The organism is Streptomyces sedi (assembly GCF_006335015.1).
Lineage (GTDB): Bacteria > Actinomycetota > Actinomycetes > Streptomycetales > Streptomycetaceae > Streptomyces > Streptomyces sedi.
This window is the reverse complement of sequence record NZ_VDGT01000003.1, coordinates 345,106-361,977: the sequence shown is the minus strand read 5'-3', so window position 1 is coordinate 361,977 and position 16,872 is coordinate 345,106. Positions and strand designations below refer to the sequence as shown.

At 71.2% G+C, this 16,872-nt stretch carries 16 protein-coding genes and 2 tRNA genes; 9 read left to right on the top strand and 9 right to left on the bottom strand.

The window, feature by feature from the left end:
* Positions 1-20 precede the first annotated feature (20 nt).
* Positions 21-626: a histidine phosphatase family protein gene (locus tag FH715_RS06320; RefSeq protein ID WP_139641564.1), complete on the bottom strand. Its 606-nt coding sequence runs from the start codon at positions 624-626 to the stop codon at positions 21-23.
* A gap of 181 nt (positions 627-807) precedes the next feature.
* On the opposite strand from FH715_RS06320, the gene FH715_RS06315 reads away from it, so the two are divergent.
* From FH715_RS06315 to FH715_RS06305, 3 genes are all read left to right on the top strand, one after another.
* A complete protein-coding gene (locus tag FH715_RS06315) occupies positions 808-1,740 on the top strand; it encodes a phosphatase PAP2 family protein (RefSeq protein WP_139641562.1) in 933 nt (310 codons plus the stop codon).
* A gap of 20 nt (positions 1,741-1,760) precedes the next feature.
* On the top strand, positions 1,761-2,117 hold the full coding sequence (locus FH715_RS06310; RefSeq protein WP_139641560.1) for a hypothetical protein: 357 nt from the start codon (positions 1,761-1,763) through the stop codon (positions 2,115-2,117).
* A 128-nt stretch (positions 2,118-2,245) separates the two neighbouring features.
* Positions 2,246-2,319, top strand: a tRNA-Lys gene (locus tag FH715_RS06305).
* Between the two features lie 82 nt (positions 2,320-2,401).
* Here FH715_RS06305 and FH715_RS06300 read toward each other — a convergent pair.
* Positions 2,402-3,619, bottom strand: a complete 1,218-nt coding sequence (locus FH715_RS06300) for a M6 family metalloprotease domain-containing protein (protein ID WP_246108590.1) — start codon at positions 3,617-3,619, stop codon at positions 2,402-2,404.
* A gap of 282 nt (positions 3,620-3,901) precedes the next feature.
* Between FH715_RS06300 and FH715_RS06295 the strand changes: the two genes are divergently transcribed.
* Both FH715_RS06295 and FH715_RS06290 read left to right on the top strand, forming a co-directional pair.
* On the top strand, positions 3,902-5,719 hold the full coding sequence (locus tag FH715_RS06295; protein ID WP_139641558.1) for a putative bifunctional diguanylate cyclase/phosphodiesterase: 1,818 nt from the start codon (positions 3,902-3,904) through the stop codon (positions 5,717-5,719).
* A 112-nt stretch (positions 5,720-5,831) separates the two neighbouring features.
* Entirely contained in the window at positions 5,832-6,260 is a 429-nt protein-coding gene (locus FH715_RS06290) for a site-specific integrase (protein ID WP_139641556.1), read from the top strand.
* Positions 6,261-6,375: 115 nt separating this feature from the next.
* On the opposite strand, the gene FH715_RS06285 is transcribed toward FH715_RS06290, so the two are convergent.
* Positions 6,376-7,110 (bottom strand): maleate cis-trans isomerase family protein, encoded by a 735-nt coding sequence (locus FH715_RS06285; protein WP_139641554.1) that lies wholly within the window; start codon positions 7,108-7,110, stop codon positions 6,376-6,378.
* Positions 7,111-7,118: 8 nt separating this feature from the next.
* Positions 7,119-8,033, bottom strand: a complete 915-nt coding sequence (locus tag FH715_RS06280; RefSeq protein ID WP_139641552.1) for a maleate cis-trans isomerase family protein — start codon at positions 8,031-8,033, stop codon at positions 7,119-7,121.
* A 170-nt stretch (positions 8,034-8,203) separates the two neighbouring features.
* On the opposite strand from FH715_RS06280, the gene FH715_RS06275 reads away from it, so the two are divergent.
* Both FH715_RS06275 and FH715_RS06270 read left to right on the top strand, forming a co-directional pair.
* Positions 8,204-9,175: a D-2-hydroxyacid dehydrogenase gene (locus FH715_RS06275; RefSeq protein WP_139641550.1), complete on the top strand. Its 972-nt coding sequence runs from the start codon at positions 8,204-8,206 to the stop codon at positions 9,173-9,175.
* Entirely contained in the window at positions 9,172-10,629 is a 1,458-nt protein-coding gene (locus FH715_RS06270; protein ID WP_139641548.1) for an amidase, read from the top strand. The genes FH715_RS06275 and FH715_RS06270 overlap by 4 nt, the downstream gene beginning before the upstream one ends.
* Here FH715_RS06270 and FH715_RS06265 read toward each other — a convergent pair.
* Positions 10,610-11,131 (bottom strand): DUF3830 family protein, encoded by a 522-nt coding sequence (locus tag FH715_RS06265; protein WP_139641546.1) that lies wholly within the window; start codon positions 11,129-11,131, stop codon positions 10,610-10,612. The two genes, FH715_RS06270 and FH715_RS06265, sit on opposite strands and share 20 nt — an antisense overlap.
* 167 nt (positions 11,132-11,298) lie before the next feature.
* Between FH715_RS06265 and FH715_RS06260 the strand changes: the two genes are divergently transcribed.
* Together FH715_RS06260 and FH715_RS06255 are read left to right on the top strand one after the other, a co-directional pair.
* Positions 11,299-12,519, top strand: a complete 1,221-nt coding sequence (locus tag FH715_RS06260; RefSeq protein ID WP_139641544.1) for an AAA family ATPase — start codon at positions 11,299-11,301, stop codon at positions 12,517-12,519.
* A complete protein-coding gene (locus FH715_RS06255) occupies positions 12,516-13,181 on the top strand; it encodes a hypothetical protein (protein WP_246108589.1) in 666 nt (221 codons plus the stop codon). Before FH715_RS06260 ends, FH715_RS06255 begins: the two co-directional genes overlap by 4 nt.
* A gap of 21 nt (positions 13,182-13,202) precedes the next feature.
* Here FH715_RS06255 and FH715_RS06250 read toward each other — a convergent pair.
* From FH715_RS06250 to FH715_RS06235, 4 genes are all read right to left on the bottom strand, one after another.
* Positions 13,203-13,274, bottom strand: a tRNA-Cys gene (locus FH715_RS06250).
* A gap of 95 nt (positions 13,275-13,369) precedes the next feature.
* Positions 13,370-14,398, bottom strand: coding sequence for a Gfo/Idh/MocA family oxidoreductase (locus tag FH715_RS06245; RefSeq protein ID WP_139641541.1), 1,029 nt, complete (start codon positions 14,396-14,398; stop codon positions 13,370-13,372).
* Positions 14,399-14,483: 85 nt separating this feature from the next.
* The gene (locus FH715_RS06240; protein WP_139641539.1) at positions 14,484-15,062 is read right to left on the bottom strand and encodes a DedA family protein; all 579 of its coding nucleotides are present in this window, start codon (positions 15,060-15,062) and stop codon (positions 14,484-14,486) included.
* Positions 15,063-15,522: 460 nt separating this feature from the next.
* Entirely contained in the window at positions 15,523-16,827 is a 1,305-nt protein-coding gene (locus tag FH715_RS06235) for a citrate synthase (RefSeq protein ID WP_139641537.1), read from the bottom strand.
* Between the last annotated feature and the right edge of the window lie 45 nt (positions 16,828-16,872).

The following is a 16,872-nucleotide window of genomic DNA, read 5'->3' as shown; positions in this document are numbered from 1 at the left end:
TCCCGCCGGCCGGCGCCGCCTCAGCTCGCCTCGGACAGGTGCGCGGTGTCGTTCCACCGCTCCAGGGCCGGCTCGCCGTAGGCCAGGGAGAGCACGCAGAGCGCCGCCGCCTCCAGCTTCAGCCGGGCGGCGAAGTCGACCTTCTGACCGAGCCAACGGGCCGCCACCGCGCGCAGGATGTGCCCGTGGGCGAAGACCACGGCGTCGCCCTCGACGCCGCCGGCCCAGGCGACCACCTCGTCGGCGCGCTCCGCCAGCCGCGCCATGGACTCGCCACCGCGCACGCCGTCGCGCCAGATCACCCAGTCACCGCCGCGCTCCCGGGCGATCTCCTCGGTGGTGCGGCCCTCCTCCTGGCCGTAGTCCCATTCCCGCAGCGCGTCCCAGGCGGTGGCCCGGTCGCCGAAGCCGGCCAACTCGCAGGTCTCCGCGGCCCTGGACAGCGGGCTGGTGCGGACCTCGGCCCCCGGCAGGCCGTCCCACGGCGCGCGCCGCAGCCGTTCCCCCAACGCCCTCGCCTGCGCGCGCCCCTCGTCGAGCAGGGGGACATCCGTCAGTCCGGTGTGCCGTCCGGAGACGGACCAGGCCGTCCTTCCGTGTCGGACCAACAGGATGCGCGGGGCCATGGAGTTCCTCTCGTGGGGCGGGTGCGGGTGAACGCGAGCGCTCGCGTCCCACACGTCTCACATCATTCCTCACGCAACCAGGAACAGCTCCCCGGCGTCTCTCCCGTAGCGGTTCGCCTTACGGTTAACTGACGTACGTCTGTCCAACAGTCGAAGACGAGATGATCCGGAGTTCCCGCCGATGCCCAAACAGCGGCCACGCTGGTGGACCGAGCTGCTGCTGATCCTGGTCGCCTACGGGGCCTACTCCGGAGCGAGACTGCTTGCGCGTGGGGACGTCACCACGGCGGTGGAGAACGGTCTCAGCATCCTACGGCTGGAGCGCGCGCTGTGGCTGCACGCGGAGGAGCCGCTCAACGAGCTGTTCACCCAGGAGCCCTGGCTCGGCATCCCGTCCTCGTTCGCCTACGCCTCCCTGCACTACCTGGTGACGCCACTGGTGCTGCTGTGGCTCTACCACCAGCGCCCGGCGCGGTACCGGCTGATGCGGACCTGGCTGCTGATCTCGACCATGATGGGCCTGGTCGGCTTCACGCTGATGCCGACCAGCCCGCCCCGGCTACTGCCCGGCGGGCACGGCTTCGTGGACAGCCTGGCGCAGTACAGCGACTGGGGCTGGTGGGCGGACGAGGCGAGCGCGCCCAGCGGGATGGGCGACCTGACCAACCAGTACGCGGCCATGCCGAGTCTGCACGTGGGCTGGGCGGTGTGGTGCGGGGTGGCGCTCTGGCACTTCGGGCGGCACTCGCGGTGGCTGCGCGCCGCGGCCGTCGGGTATCCGCTGATCACGGTGATGGTCGTCATGGGCACGGCCAACCACTACTTCCTGGACGCGGTCGCCGGGGTGACGGTGATGGTGGCGGGGCTGCTGCTGGCCCGGCCGGCGCTGCTGGTGTCGGCACGGATACGCGCCCGCTTCGGCTGGGACCGGGGCGAGGACGCCCCGCACTACGGCACGTTGCCCACGATCGACGAGGACGCCCGGCGCCCGCGCCGGCGTGAGCGGGAGGACCAGGCGGGCGCGAGCGCCCCCGGAGTCTCGTCGGCGATCCCCAGGGCGCGGCACAATGGATCGTCGACCGCACAGGAACGCCATCTGACTCCGCCGTCCTGAACCAGGAGGCTGATCGCCGCATGTCCGACCCAGGCCCCCGCCGCGAGCCCTCCGGCACACCCCCTCGGTACCGCCGTCCCGCCGCGCTCTTCTTCGAGCCGCCGGACGAGCGCTCCGACGAGGAGCACTTCTTCTCGCTGGAGTCGATCAGCGATCCACGCGAGCTGCTGGACCGCTCCACGGAGCTGGCGACGGCCTTCCAGCAGGCCGCCGACCGCTCGGTCGAGTACCAGGCGCTGGCCGCCGCGCAGCTGGCCGACCCGGCCCGGTTCGACTCGTTGAACGCGGCGGCGATCGCCGAGCGCGCGGGGTGGACCGAGGACTACGCGGTGAAGATGATCGAGTTCGGCCGGGAGCTGCGGGGGCGGCGGGCGTGAGGCCGGCCGCAGCCGTGGAGGCCGCCTCGGTGGCGTCCCCCGTGGGCTGGGCAAACGCCTCGTGGGCGGGCTCAGGAACCGATTTTTGCTTCACCGGTTCGGAGTGCTAATGTCTACGACGTCAGCAGGCGCCGCTAGCTCAGTTGGTTAGAGCAGCTGACTCTTAATCAGCGGGTCCGGGGTTCGAGTCCCTGGCGGCGCACCTGATGAAGGCCCTCCGGTCGAGAGACCGGGGGGCCTTTCCCATGGTCTCCCTTGCTCGCCCCTGGCCGGGGTTCCGGGGCTCACTCCTTGTCCACCCTGATGTGCCAGCCGCCGCTCGCCGTCCGCTCCCCCACCTCGATCCGCACCCCGGACGCCTCGTCGACATAGCTCTCGCCCGTCTCCAGCGGCGCGTCGGCCAGCCGGGGGTGCACCGAGGTGCCGTGGCAGGCGTCGGACTCCGGATGCCCGTCCACCACCCGCACCGGGCCCTCGGCGGAGGCCACGTCGCCCCGCACCCGGTAGAGGAGGACGCCCCGGGTGCACAGCGACCTGTCGTTGCCGATCGGCGTGCGCGCCTCGGCCACCAGCGCCTCCGAGGGGCCCGTGCGCACCACGGCGATCCGGGTGTCGGCGGCCGGGTCGCGCTCGTCCAGGGGGGCGCCCAGCGGCTGGAGGGTGTGCAGGCTGGTGCCGGAGGAACGGACGCAGGCGACGTGCTCGGGGTCGAGCCAGCCCAGCTTCCACTTGTGCCAGCCGAAGAGGTCGGGGGCGAGACCGAACTGGCTGCCCATCAGGTCCCAGTCCCCCACGTGGGTGTCCCAGTCGCCGCTGCCCTCGGTCGGCCGGTTGTAGAGGTCCGGCAGGTCGAAGACGTGGCCGGTCTCGTGGGCCAACACGTTGCGGTCGGGGCGGCGGTGTTCGAAGACGGTCACCAGGCGACGGATCTCGGCCTCCCCGACGGTGATCGGGGAGTTGAAGTTGACCACCTTTGTCGCGTCGGAGTCGACTCCGGGCGCGTCCGGGTCAGCGACCAGATAGACCACGTCGTAGGCCGCCAGGTCGGTCGCCGGGGCGACGACCGACAGCGCGTCGTGGAGGTAGTCGGCGCGCTGCTCGGCCGGCCAGTCGCGCTGTATGCCGTAGTCGACGGAGTCGGCCGGCATCTCCAGCCACTCCTCCACGACCTCGGTCTCCAGCGAGAGCCTGCCGTAGGAGGAGCGGTCGAAGTACTCCGTCGTGGCCGGGAAGTAGTCCTCGGCGATGCGCCCGGGGCTCAGTCGGGGCTCGGCGTCGGGGAAGGAGAGGAAGAGCATCACGGCGCGGACGGTGCCCACCGGGCGCGGGTAGTCGTCGTTCCAGCTGTCCAGCCCGAGCGAGTGGTGGACGGCGGCCGAACGCGGCAGGCCGCACGGCTCGTCGGCGAGGGCGCCGGTGCCGGGGGCGGCGGTCATCGTGGTGGCCAGAAGGGCGGCGAGCGCGGTCAGGACGGCCGCTGGGCGGCGATGGTCACGGCGCACTGCGACCTCCCGTCGTGCCGTTGTGGTACGCCGAGTCCACCTTGTTTGTTTTTGGAGCGGTTCGCCCTGTTTCGCTAGCCCGGTCAGGTAACGGAGTTTCGATTACTCCACGTGAACGACAGTCCCGAATGGTCGTTGAAAGAAAGCCGTCGAGCAGAAACGATCAACTGGTCGAAAACTTGTCGGGGAGACACTTTCTGGGAATCGAGACAGGCCCGTCGGGCACTGGCTCAGCCCACTCCCGAACCTCTATGATCGGCACATTTCCAGCGCGGATACGCCATGCGGGCAGCCGGGGAGTGCCCGAAGGCACGTCCGCGGGAGCCCCATCCCCTTCCGGAGCAAGCGGTGAACGGACCCCCCAAAGGACCGGGCCAGACCCCCGGAGGCGGCCTCGCCGCGACTCCCCACACCATCACGGAGAGTGAGGCTCACCGGGATTATCAGGCGGTCTTTCGCATCGCCGCGCTGCCGATGGCGCTCCTCGGCAGATCAGGGCAGATCATCTCCGCCAACCCCGCGCTCGGCGCGCTGCTGGGCCTCAGGCCCGAGGAGCTGGCGGGGCGTTCGGCGGACACGCTCGCCGGCATCGGCATCGACGACCGCACCCAGGGCTCCTACCGCGCGGTCCTCGCCGGCCACCGCGAGCTGCTGCGCTGCACCCGCCGGCTCAAGCACACCGACGGCCACACGCTCTGGGCCGACATCACCGTGACCCCCACGGGCGGGGGGCAGACCGTCGCCCTGCTGACGGTGGCCGACATCAGCGAGCGCCGAGAGCTGAAGGAGCGCCTGCGCCACATCGAGATGCACGACCCGGTCACCCGGCTGCCCAACCGCACGCTCTTCTTCGAACGGCTCACCCATGCCCTCGCCGACTCGGCCACCGGCCGGATCGGCCTGTGCTACCTGGGTCTTGACGGCTTCAAGGCCGTCAACGACACCCTGGGCCACCGGGTCGGCGACAAGCTGCTGAGCGCGGCGGCCAAACGGCTGACCGAGTGCGCCAGCGGAGCCGGCGGGCATCTGGTGGCCCGGCTCGGCGGGGACGAGTTCGCGGTGCTGGTGGAGAGCTCGACCAGCACCGAACAGCTGACCGTGCTGGCCAGCGCGATGCTGGCCGCGCTCCAGCACCCCTTCGACCTGGCCGGCCAGCGGCTGGCGGTCTCGGCCAGCATCGGCGTCGTGGAGCGGGAGTGCGCCAGCACGACCCCCACCGACCTGATGCAGGCCGCCGACACCACGCTGTACTGGGCGAAGGCCGACGGCAAGGCCCGTTGGACGCTCTTCGACCCCGAGCGCAACGCCCACCGGATGACGCGCCAGTCGCTCTCCTCCACCCTGCGTCACGCGGTGGAGCGCGGGGAGTTCCTGCTGGAGTACCAGCCGATCGTGGGGCTCGCGGACGACATCGTGCGCGGCGCCGAGGCGCTGGTGCGCTGGCGGCATCCGCAGTTCGGCACGCTGAGCCCCGACCGCTTCATCGGCCTGGCCGAGGAGAACGGCGCGATCGTCCCGCTCGGCCGCTGGGTGCTCCACGAGGCCTGCCGCCAGGCCCGCCGCTGGCAGCTGGAGCACCCGGGACCGCCGCTCTTCGTCTCCGTCAACGTGGCCGTCCGCCAGGTCTGGGACTCCGACCTGGTCAACGACGTGGCCTGCGCGCTCCGCGAGTCGGGGCTGCCCTCCGGGCTGCTCCAGCTGGAGCTGACCGAGTCCGACGTGATGGGCTCCGCCGGGCGCCCGCTCCAGGCCCTCCAGGCGCTCTCCGACATGGGTGTGCGGATCGCCATTGACGACTTCGGCACCGGCTACTCCAACCTGGCCTATCTCAGCCGGCTCCCGGTGCGCGCGCTGAAGTTGGACGGCACGTTCGTACGCGGCTTCCGCACCGCGCGCCATCTCAATCCGGCCGACGAGACCATCGTGACCTCACTGGTCCAGCTCGCCCACAAACTGGGCCTCACGGTGACCGCCGAATGCGTCGAGGGCCCGGCCCAGGCGGAACGGCTGCGGCGCATCGGCTGCGACACGGGCCAGGGCTGGCACTACGCCAGGCCGCTGCCACCGGAGCACCTGGCGGCGATGCTGGCGGGACGCTGAGCGCCCGCCGGCGCCGGGCGCGCGTCAGGGCGGGAGTACGCCAGCCCAGGGCGGGAGTACGCCACCCCCAACCCCTGTACGGGGCCGCACGGGGGCGGAATACTGCCCATCCATGAAGATCACGGCCGAAAGCATCACCCCGGAGAGATGCGACGTCCTGCTCGCGGACGAGTCCATCCCCGTGCTGCACCGCGCGCTCTGGCAGCTGCTGTGGGAGACGGACATCCGCGTGCTCGACCTGCTCTCGCTCGACGTGCGCGAGGTCGACCTCGCCGGCGGCCGGATCGTCAGAACGGGAACGTCCAGGCCGGCGGGAACGGCGGGGGGAGTCGGGACGGCGGAACCGGTCCCGCTCGGCGCCCGCTCCCTCGCACTGATCGCGCCACTGATCGCCGACCGCACCAAGGGGCCGCTTTTCGGGGCCGGCAACGAGCGTCTACGCGCACTGAGTTGGGAGGAGGCGGTCCGGGGCGCGCAGGAGCACGGTCAGGCCATCCACGCCTTCCGCACGGCCGGCAAGCGGTACCGCGAAGCGGTGTGAGAACCGGTGCCGGCGACCAGCCCCTGGCCACCGGCACATGGCCGCACGTCACCCCCCGCGAGGGGCGCGGGGGACGGCGCGGGCGACCAGCCGCCGGGTCGCACCCGACAACCGGTCAGCCTCGCGCGGCGAACAGCGTGCCCAGGGACGGGCAGACCGCCCGCTGGCCGAGGAGCCGGAGGCCCTCCCAGGCCGTGACCTGGTTCGCGGTCAGCACCGGCTTGCCCAACGCGGACTCCAGCTCGGCCACCCAGGCCGCCGAGTGCAGCGCGGTGTCCGGCAGCAGCACCGCCTCGGCGTCCGGGTCGTCCCCGGCGCGCGCGAGCCGCAGCACCTCCTCGCGCCCCCACGTGCCGACCTCGGCCGCCGTGATGATGCCGCTGCCGCGCGTCGCGACCACCTCGATGTCGGCGGCCTTCAGAAAGTCGGCGAAGAGCCCGGCCACGTCCTCCGGGTAGGTGGCCGCCACCGCCACCCGCCGCACGCCCAGCGCGGCCACCGCGCGGGCGAAGGCGAAGGAGGTCGAGGAGGCGGGCAGCCCGGCCGCGGCCGAGAGCCGGCGCACCTGCTCCCTGGCGCCCTCGTGGCCGAAGACGAAGCTGGCCGACGTGCAGGCCCACACCACCGCCTGGACGCCCTGCCCGGCCGTCAACTCGTCCAGCACCGCGGTCAGTCGGTCGACGGACCCCATCTCAAGAAGCGCGTCGACCCGGTGCGCGTCGATGCCGATGTCGGTGTGGACCAGCGGCAGCCTCACGTCGGCGCCCGCCTCGTTCAGCATGGCCTCCAGCCGGGGGAAGTCGTCCTCGGCCGAGTACCCCGGGTACAGGAAGCCAACCTTCGCGACCATCCGTCACCTCACCTCTCGTCGTCGGGGAAGACGTCCGGCAGCGCGTCGCCGAACGGATCGGGGAAACCCTCCTGGTAACCCTGCGGCGGCTCCACCGCCTCGGCCAGCGCCGGCTCGGGCAGCGCCGTGCCGGGCAGCGCGCCGTCCGCGACGGGCGGCAGCGGCGCCATCGAGGCGGGGCCGCGCCGCGCCGCCGGGTCCAGCAGCGCCTGGTAGGGGCCGACCGCGTCCTTGCCGAGCTGCCGCAGGGCCGCCCACATGGTCACCTGGTTGGCCGAGATCACCGGCATCCGCAGCTCGGCCTCCAGCTGCGGGATCACGTCGTAGGTGGGCAGGTTGGTACAGCTGATGAAGAGCGCGTCCGGCGCCTCGTGCACCGCCTCGCGCGCCATGTCCACCACGTCGCGGTACCCGACCCGCCAGATCTCCCTGGTCAGACCGAGGTAGCTGCGCCCGCAGACCCGGATCCCGGCCTCCCGCAGATAGTCCTCCAGGGAGTCGGTGACCGACTTCGTGTACGGCGTGATCACGGCGACACGCTCCGCGCCCAGCTCGCGCAGCGCGCTCAGCAGCGCGCCCGAGGTCGTGCACGCCGGGACCTCGCCCGCCTGGGTCATGGCCTCCGCCATCGCGCGCTCCCCGGCCAGGCCGCCGACGAAGCTGCCCGACGTGCAGGCGTAGGTCACCGCCTCGGGACTGACGGCGATCAGCGCGCGCACCGCCTCGCGGAGCGTCTCGTGCTCGCTGACCAGCCGGGCCAGGTCGAGGCTGACCTCGACGGGGACGAACGGGGTGCGGGTGAGATGGAGCGAGACGTCGTCGGGGACCCAACGCCACAGCTCGCGGTCGAGAGCGAAATCAAAGGGTGCGACGACTCCGACACCGCGCTGCGGTTGCGGCCCGCCCAAAAAGGAGACATCCATGTCGGGACCCCGATTCACAACGGAGGGGCGGCTTGGGGGAGGGGGAAACCCCGGCCGGGATACTGGCTTTCGCAGATGCCTTCGTTGACGAAGGTAGTTCCGGTTCCTAGCGTGGTCAATCCTCGCCATGCCAATCAAACAGCCATTCGTTTCGGAACGGTTTCTCCCTCATGACCGCACCTCGTGTCCTGGTTCTCGACGACGACCCACCACCCCGCCTCGACCGGCTCGAAGGCCGTGCCGAGGTGCTGATCAGCGACGCGAACTCGCTGGCCACACGGCTGCCCGACGCGGATGTCCTACTCGTCTGGGACTTCCTGTCCGACGCCGTTCGACACGCCTGGCCGGGGCCGGGTCCGCGCCCGACCTGGGTACACACGGCAAGCGCCGGAGTCGACCGGCTGCTCTTTCCCGAACTGCTGGAATCCGACACCGTGATCACGAACGCCCGTGGCGTCTTCGATCGCCCGATCGCCGAATATGTCGCCGGTTTGGTGTTGGCTCTGGCAAAGGATTTTCGGGGAACCTGGGCCGCGCAGGACCAGCGCCGCTGGGTTCACCGGGAGACGGCAAAGGTCTACGGCAGCAACGCCGTGGTGGTCGGCACGGGCCCGATCGGACGGCGGATCGGGGCGCTGCTCCAAACCCTGGGCGTGACCGTCGAGTTGGTCGGCCGGCGCGCCAGGGAGCGGGATCCGGCCTTCGGGCGCGTGCACGCCGCCGGCTCACTCCCCGAACTGCTTCCCGAGGCGGACTGGGTGATCTGCGCCGCGCCACTCACCCCGCAGACCACCGGAATGTTCGACGCGGCGACCCTGGCGCTGATGCGGCCGACCGCCCGGCTGATCAACATCGGCCGGGGCGCCCACGTGGTCGTCGACGACCTGGCCGAGGCGCTGCGGGCCGGCCGCATCGCCGGCGCGGCGCTGGACGTGCTGCCGGAGGAGCCGCCGGCCGGGGACAGCCCGCTGTGGGACGTGCCGAACCTGATGCTCTCGCCGCACATGAGCGGCGACACCTTCGGCTGGCGCGACGATCTGGCCCATCAGTTTCTGGACAACTTCGACCGCTGGCACGCGGGCCGGCCGCTGCTCAACGTCGTCGACAAGCGACTGGGTTACGTCCCCGGGGAGGAAACATGACGGATCTGGCCACGTTGACCGCCGCCGAGCTGGCGGCGGTGTTCGCGGCGGGCGAGGCGTCGCCCACGGAGGCGACCGCCGCCGTGCTGGAGCGCGCGGAGCTGGCGCGGTCGACGGTGAACGCGTTCACGCTGATCGACCACGAGGGCGCGGCCGAGCAGGCGCGGGCGGCGACGGAACGGTGGCGGCGGCGAGAACCGCTGAGCCCGGTGGACGGGGTGCCGGCGACCGTGAAGGACATCCTGCTGCAGCGCGGCCATCCGACGCGCCGCGGCTCGGCCGCCGTGCCGGCCGGGGAGCGGTGGGAGGAGGACGCGCCCTCGGTGGCGCGGCTGCGGGAGGCGGGCGCGGTGCTGGTGGGGAAGACGACCACGCCCGAGTTCGGCTGGAAGGGGGTCACCGACTCGCCGCTGCACGGCGCGACGGGCAACCCGTACGCCCCCGAGCGCACCGCGGGCGGCTCCAGCGGCGGCTCGGCCGCCGCCGTGGCACTGGGTGCCGGGCCGCTCAGCCTGGGCACGGACGGCGGGGGCTCGGTGCGCATCCCGGCGGCGTTCTGCGGGATCTTCGCGCTCAAGCCGACCTACGGGCGGGTGCCGCTGTACCCGGCGAGCGCGTTCGGCACGCTGGCCCATGTCGGGCCGATGACCAGGGACGCGCGGGACGCCGCCCTGCTGCTGGACGTGATCAGCGGCCCGGACGCCAGGGACTGGTCCCAACTGGCGCCAGCCACCGGCAGTTTCGCGAACGCGCTGGTGGGCGGCGCGGAACGGGTGCGGGGCCTGCGGGTCGCCTACTCGCCCCGGCTGCGCGAGGTGGTGGTCGCGCCGGAGGTCGCCGCCGCGGTGGAGCGGGCGGTCGCGCGGCTCGGCGAGTTGGGCGCGGAGGTCGACGAGGTCGATCCGCCGCTGCCGTCGCTGGACGAGCTGCGCGAGGCGTTCCACGTGCTGTGGTTCAGCGGGGCCGCGCGCGTCACCGAGTTCTTCGACGAGCGTCAGGTGGCGGCGCTGGACCCGGGGTTGGCGGAGATCCGGGAGCGGGGCGCGCGGTACAGCGCGTTGGACTACCTGGCCGCCGTGGACGTGCGGATGGCGCTGGGGCGCGCGATGGGGGGCTTCCACGAGCGGTACGACCTGCTGGTCACGCCGACGCTGCCGATCACCGCGTTCGCCAAGGGCGTGGAGGTGCCCGAGGGGTCCGGGCAGCGGCGGTGGACGGAGTGGACGCCGTTCACCTATCCGTTCAACCTGACGCAGCAGCCCGCCGCCTCACTGCCCTGCGGGCGGGACGCGGCGGGGCTGCCGATCGGTCTTCAGCTGGTGGGGCCGCGGCACGGCGACGCGGCGGTGCTGCGGGCCGCCCACGCCCTTGAGGTGGCGGGGATCGCCGGGGTGCCGGAGCCGGCGCCGCCGCCGGCGCCGCCGACGACGCCGCCTACGCGCGGCGGAAGGTGAGGCTCTCCCCCAGCGCGCCCGCGCGCCACAGGTCCTGGCAGGCGTCGGCCATCCGGTCCAGCCCGTCGACGACGCTGCCCCAGACGATGCCGGGCACCCAGCCGGCGTCGCCGTTGATCAGCAGGTTGTTGCGCTCGTAGAAGAGCGCGAGGTCGACGACGGTGGTCCGGCCCTGGTGCTTGGCGTCGTTCTCGTAACCGTAGGAGCTGGTGCCCAACTGCGTGTCGGTGAAGGTGAAGTAGCACAGGTCGCCGGGGATGGGGGTGATGGTCGGGTTCTCCAGCGGCGGTTCCTGGGGCGCGAACGGCGGGACCAGCGCGTAGATCTCGTTGCGCGCGTACTTGGCGTGGTAGACGTCCCCGCCCAGCGGCAGGGCGTTCCACACCGCGTCGCAGGTGATCGGAGCGCGGTCGGCGAGCAGCTTCGCGGTACAGCTGACGCCCCGCTTCTCCAGTGAGACGGTGATGAAGCGCTCGGTCGTCCCAGCCTCGTTTCCGGACATCACGGCTGCCTCCTTGGTCGTGCGCGACACTGTCCGGGCATGGTCGCACGCCACACCCACCGGGGAGGTTTCCCGGTGAACGCGGAGATGTGTCCAGGGGTGGCGGGGGTGGGCAGGTGACCGTGAGCCACTTCTCCCCCCGATCGCCCGTCCGATAGGTTCATCCCATGCCTGGCCGACTGATGGAACTCCACGTCGAGAACTTCCGCAGCCTGCGGAACGTCACCATTCCGCTGCGGCCTCTGACCGTACTGGTAGGGCCCAACGGTGTGGGCAAGTCCAATGTCCTGAAAGTTTTCGACTTTCTCGCCGCCATCATTCGCACCGATCTCCAGCCTGCTCTGGAAGAACGCGGAGGGTTCGACGAAGTCGCCTTCTGGGGCGGGGAAAAACCCCCCACTTCCATGGCGATCCGGCTGAAGGCCAACTGGACCACGCACGCAAGCGCAGGAGCCCCCGACGAGTACTCGTTGACCATTCGGCGGCGCGCGTCCCCGAACCGGAGCGAGGGTTACTCGCTATCGCGCCAGGAGAGTTTCCAGTTCAAGCGGAAGCGGGGCCGGGGGCGACGCATCACCATCTCCGGCGAGGAGGCACGGGTCGCCAGCGGGAATGCCGGGAAAGACACAGACAGCAGCTTCGGAATCCAACGACTCAGCAGTGGGCTCTCCACACTCCCCCGACTGGGAAGGTCGGACGGCGGCGAGGAGGTGACCAGGGTCGCGGATCGGCTCTCTTCCTTCCGGGTGTTCGAGGTGGACGTCGACGCCGCCCGGCTGCCGACTCGCCCCCGAGGTGTCGGCGCGGGACGCCTCGACGCGAAGGCGAGGAACCTGGCGGCTTTTCTGGTGTCGCTGAGCGCGGACGAGGGATGCTGGAGCGCCCTCACGAATGACGCCAGACGCATTCTTCCCCAGTTGGAGAGCATCGAGTTCGAGCAGGTCGGCGGTGATGTCGAGCGGTTGGCAGTCGTACTGCACGAGCGGGGGCTTCGCCGCACCACGCCACTCGCGGACGCCTCCTTCGGCACCGTGCGGCTGCTCGGGTTGCTCGCCATGCTCCACGACCCGCACCCACCGGCGCTCACCTGCGTCGAGGAGATCGACCACGGTCTGCATCCACAGGCCCTGGAACTCATCGTGGAACGCCTTCGTGAGGCGTCGGAACGCACACAGCTCATCGTGGCCACCCATTCCCCGGCACTCGTCGACCGACTGGTGCCTGATGAGTTCGTCGTCTGTGACCGGGACGAGAACGGCGCGTCGGACATCCCGGCGTTGACGACCGAAGAGGTCACGGAAATCGTCGCGGAGACCGGGGACCAACCCCTCGGAGAGCTGTGGTTCTCAGGAGTGCTGGGCGGGGATCTCACGGAGGACGAGCTGTGAGTCCGGCGCGCAGAACGAGGGTCTCGAAGCCCAAGGCCATCGTCGTCCTCGCCGGAGAGAGCGGAAACGACCGACGGATACTGGCCACGCTCATCAGAGCCGCGCATCCCCGACTGGCGTCCTCGGTCACCTTCGTGGAGATCACCGACCAGGTCCGGCTGCGCAAGAAGTCGGGCGCCGCGCTTTCCGAGGCCGCAGGCACACTCGTCAAGAAGGCACGTGGAAAGGCGAAGCACAAGGCTGGAACTCTCGCCGGCATTGTCATCCACGAGGACATGGACGAGTGCGTCGGCCCCGCCTACGACTCTGCCCGCCGGGAGGTATCGGCGGCTCTCGACCGAGAGAGCGAGGGCATCGCATCGGTTTACGCCCTGGCTGCGGCCGAGGCGGAGGCGTGGCTTCTTCTGTTCCCAGACGCTTTCCCCCACTACCGCGCCTCCTGGAAGATACCGGCGCAGTACCGGGAACGTGACACGGGGCGTCGAAGAACACCGAAGGAGGACCTCATGTCCGTTCTGCGTAATCCCGTCTTCCGGGAGAGCGACGGTCCCGAGGTTCTGTCCCGGGCACTGACCGAGGGCCTACTCGTCAAGCCGGTGGGGTTCAATCGTTCCTACGACGACTTCGTCAGCGACCTCGCCCGGTGGGAGGCACCGGGCTGATCGTCACGATGGCGCGCGGGGAGGCCGTGGCGGGAATCGAACCCGCGTAACTCGCTTTGCAGGCGAGTCCCTGAACCACTCGGGTACACGGCCGGGGTGCTGCTGGTACGAGCGTGCCGGGTGCCCGGGTGGGGTTCAAGGGGCGAGTGGGGGATGCCATGGGATTGGCATCGGGGGTCACACGGTGTTCATGGACGGGCGGGGCGCGGGGCGAGTGCGACGGGGACGCGGCGGCCGGTGCGCTGGGCCTCGACGCCGGCGGCGGAGACGGCGGCGACGGCGTAGCCGTCCCAGCTGGTGGCGCCGACGGTGGTGCCGTGGCGGACGGCGTCGACCCAGGCGCGGAGTTCCCGGTCGTAGGCGTCGGCGAAGCGGGTGAGGTAGTCCTGGGCGATCTCGCCGCCCCAGCGGCCGGCCGTGTTGGTCATCAGGCCGTGGTCCTCGCCGATGCGGGCGGTGCCGCGGGCGCAGACGGCCTCGGTCTGGACCTGGTAGCCGAAGCCGCCGTTGGCGAGGATCTCGACGTCGACGACGACCCCGCCGTCCGTCTCGAAGACGACGAGCTGCGGGTCGTGGAGCCCGGTGTGGTCGGGCAGCGCGGCGGTGGGGCGGTGGACCTGGACGGCGGTGATCTCCTGGCCGAGGAGCCAGCGGGCGGAGTCGATCTCGTGGGCGACCGAGTCCGTGATCAGCATCGCCTCGGTGAAGTAGGGGTGGACGGCGAGGTTGCGGTGGCGGCAGTGCAGGAGGCGGGGCACGCCCAGCTCGTCGGCGTCCAACAGGGCCTTCAGCCGCTGGTGTTCGGCGTCGAAGCGGCGCATGAAGCCGACGGATATGAGCGGTCGGCCGCCCTTGGCCTCGGCCTCGACGACCCGGAGCGCGGCCTCGGGCTCGGGGACGAGCGGCTTCTCGCAGAAGATCGGCAGGCCCCGGTCGAGGGCGGCGAGCAGCGCCTCCTCGTGGGCCGGGCCGGGCGAGGCGATCAGCACGGCGTCGACGCCTTCGGCGTCGAGCGCGGCGAGCGGGTCGGTGACGGCGGCGCAGCCCTCGATCTCCTCGGCGACGGAGGCGACGCGCTCCGGGTGGGGGTCGGCGACGGCGGCGACGCGGGCGCCGCCGATCAGGCGGTCGACGCGGCGCACATGGTCGGCGCCCATCTTTCCGGCCCCGAGAACGGCGACTCCGAGGGGTCCTGACGGCGAGGGGGATACGGGCATGGGGGTCCCTTCACGCGGGGCGGCGGGCTCGAACAAGAATGCACCACCGGAACATGTGCCCAGGTCGCGGGTGGGTAACGCGCCGTCAGGGGGCGTGTTCGAGCGGGGCGCGCCCGGCCCTCGCGCCGGCGCGTCCGCCGACGAGCTGGGCGACGCCGGCGACCAGCAGGGAGAGCACGGTGCCCACCAGGAGCCCGGCCCAGGCCCCGTCGAACGCGGCGCCGCCCCAGTAGCCGAGGCCGACGCTGTAGGAGGCCCAGACGATCTCGGCGACGGCCGAGCCCAGCAGGAAGCGGCGGAACGGGAAGCCGACGACGGCCGCGGTCAGCCCCCCGACCAGCCGGCCGCTGGGCAGGAACCGCATCCCGATCACGAACGGCACCCCGTGCCGCGCGAGGCGTTCGGCCATCCACTCCAGCGCGGAGCGGCGCGCCGGCCTGCGCTGGAGCCAGCCGCGGACGCGGGGCCCGGCCAGCCGGCCGAGGCCGTAGACCAGGGCGTCACCGGCGAGGGCGCCGCCGGCGACGGCGGCGAGGACCAGCCAGAGGTCGAGCTCGCCGGACTGGGCGAGCATTCCGGCCGAGGCGATCAGCGCGGCGTTGGGAACGAGCGGCGGGGCGGTCGTCAGTGCCAGCAGAACATACATCCACAGCGCGCCGTCCATCTTCGCCCCGACTCCCCGTCCACTCGACTCCGCGGGCGGGACCGTCCACCCGGGCCAACCCGTCAGCCAAAACTGGCATGTCGCCGGGGCCGGGAGTAGCGCCGAAAGTCGATCAGGGAGGAGGCGCGGGGTCCGCCTTTAGTCGGGGAAGGGTCGGCTGGGGGAGCACCCCTAGGGGAAGATCCCCGGGCGCCGTGGACCGATTTCGGACGCACGACGCCCCGGCCGCCGAGGGCGACCGGGGCGTGGTGGAGAGATTTGGGAAACGCCCCGCAGGCGGGTCCCCCCACAGGGCCCGGCACGGGGCGCTTCCTGCCGTCCGCTCAGAGCGTCCCCCCACGGGACCCCGGCCGGACGACCGCTGGCGTGGATCCAGCCGAATCCGCGCCAACTCTGACCGGTTAGACCCACAGCTCCCTCAAAGGTTGCACACCTTGTGGTGTGACCTGCGTCACATGCTTCAGCGCTGCTCGACCGGGAGGTAGGAACGCTCAGCGACACCGGTGTAGATCTGCCGCGGGCGGCCGATCCTGGTGCTCGGGTCGTTGATCATCTCGTGCCACTGGGCGATCCAGCCGGGCAGCCGGCCGAGGGCGAACAGCACGGTGAACATGCTGGTCGGGAAGCCCATGGCGCGGTAGATCAGACCGGTGTAGAAGTCGACGTTCGGGTACAGGTTGCGCGAGACGAAGTAGTCGTCGCTCAACGCCCGCTCCTCCAGCCGCAGGGCGATGTCCAGCAGCTCGTCGGACTTGCCCAGCGCGGAGAGCACGTCGTGCGCCGCGGTCTTGATGATCTTCGCGCGCGGGTCGAAGCTCTTGTACACCCGGTGCCCGAAGCCCATCAGGCGGACGCCCTGCTCCTTGTTCTTGACCTTGGTGATGAAGGAGTCGACGTCACCGCCCTGGGCCTGGATGCTCTCCAGCATCTCCAGCACCGCCGCGTTGGCGCCGCCGTGCAGCGGGCCCCACAGGGCGTTGATGCCGGCGGAGATCGAGACGAACAGGTTCGCCTGCGAGGAGCCGACCATCCGGACCGTGGAGGCGGAGCAGTTCTGCTCGTGGTCGGCGTGCAGGATGAGCAGCTTGTCCAGCGCGTTGACCACGACCGGGTCGAGGGCGTACTCCTCGGCGGGCACCGAGAAGGTCATCCGCAGGAAGTTCTCCACGTAGCCGAGGTCGTTGCGCGGGTAGACCACCGGGTGGCCGGCCGCCTTCTTGAAGGCGTAGGCGGCGATCGTCGGCAGCTTGGCGAGCAGCCGGATGGTCGAGATGTGGCGCTGCCGCTCGTCGAACGGGTTGTGGCTGTCCTGGTAGAACGTCGACAGGGCACTCACCACGGAGGAGAGCATCGCCATCGGGTGCGCGTCCCGGGGGAAGCCGTCGTAGAAGCGCTTGACGTCCTCGTGCAGCAGCGTGTGCTGGGTGATCTCGTCGCGGAAGCCGGCCAGCTCGTCAACGGTCGGAAGCTCGCCGTTGATCAGCAGATAGGCCGTCTCCAGAAAAGTGCCGTGCTCGGCGAGCTGCTCGATCGGGTAGCCCCGGTAGCGCAGGATGCCGCGCTCACCGTCCAGATAGGTGACCGCCGACTCGCAGGCCGCCGTGTTGCCGAAGCCGGAGTCCAGGGTCACCAGACCGGTCTGGGCACGGAGCTTGCCGATATCGAAGCCGCGGTCCCCGACCGTGCTCTCGACGAGGGGATAGGTGTACTCCCCGTCGCCGTGCCGCACTACTACTGCATTGTCTGCGTTGCGGTTTTCGCTCACGTCATCCCTCACCGACGTAGTGCCTCTTCTTCGAGGTGCCCTGAC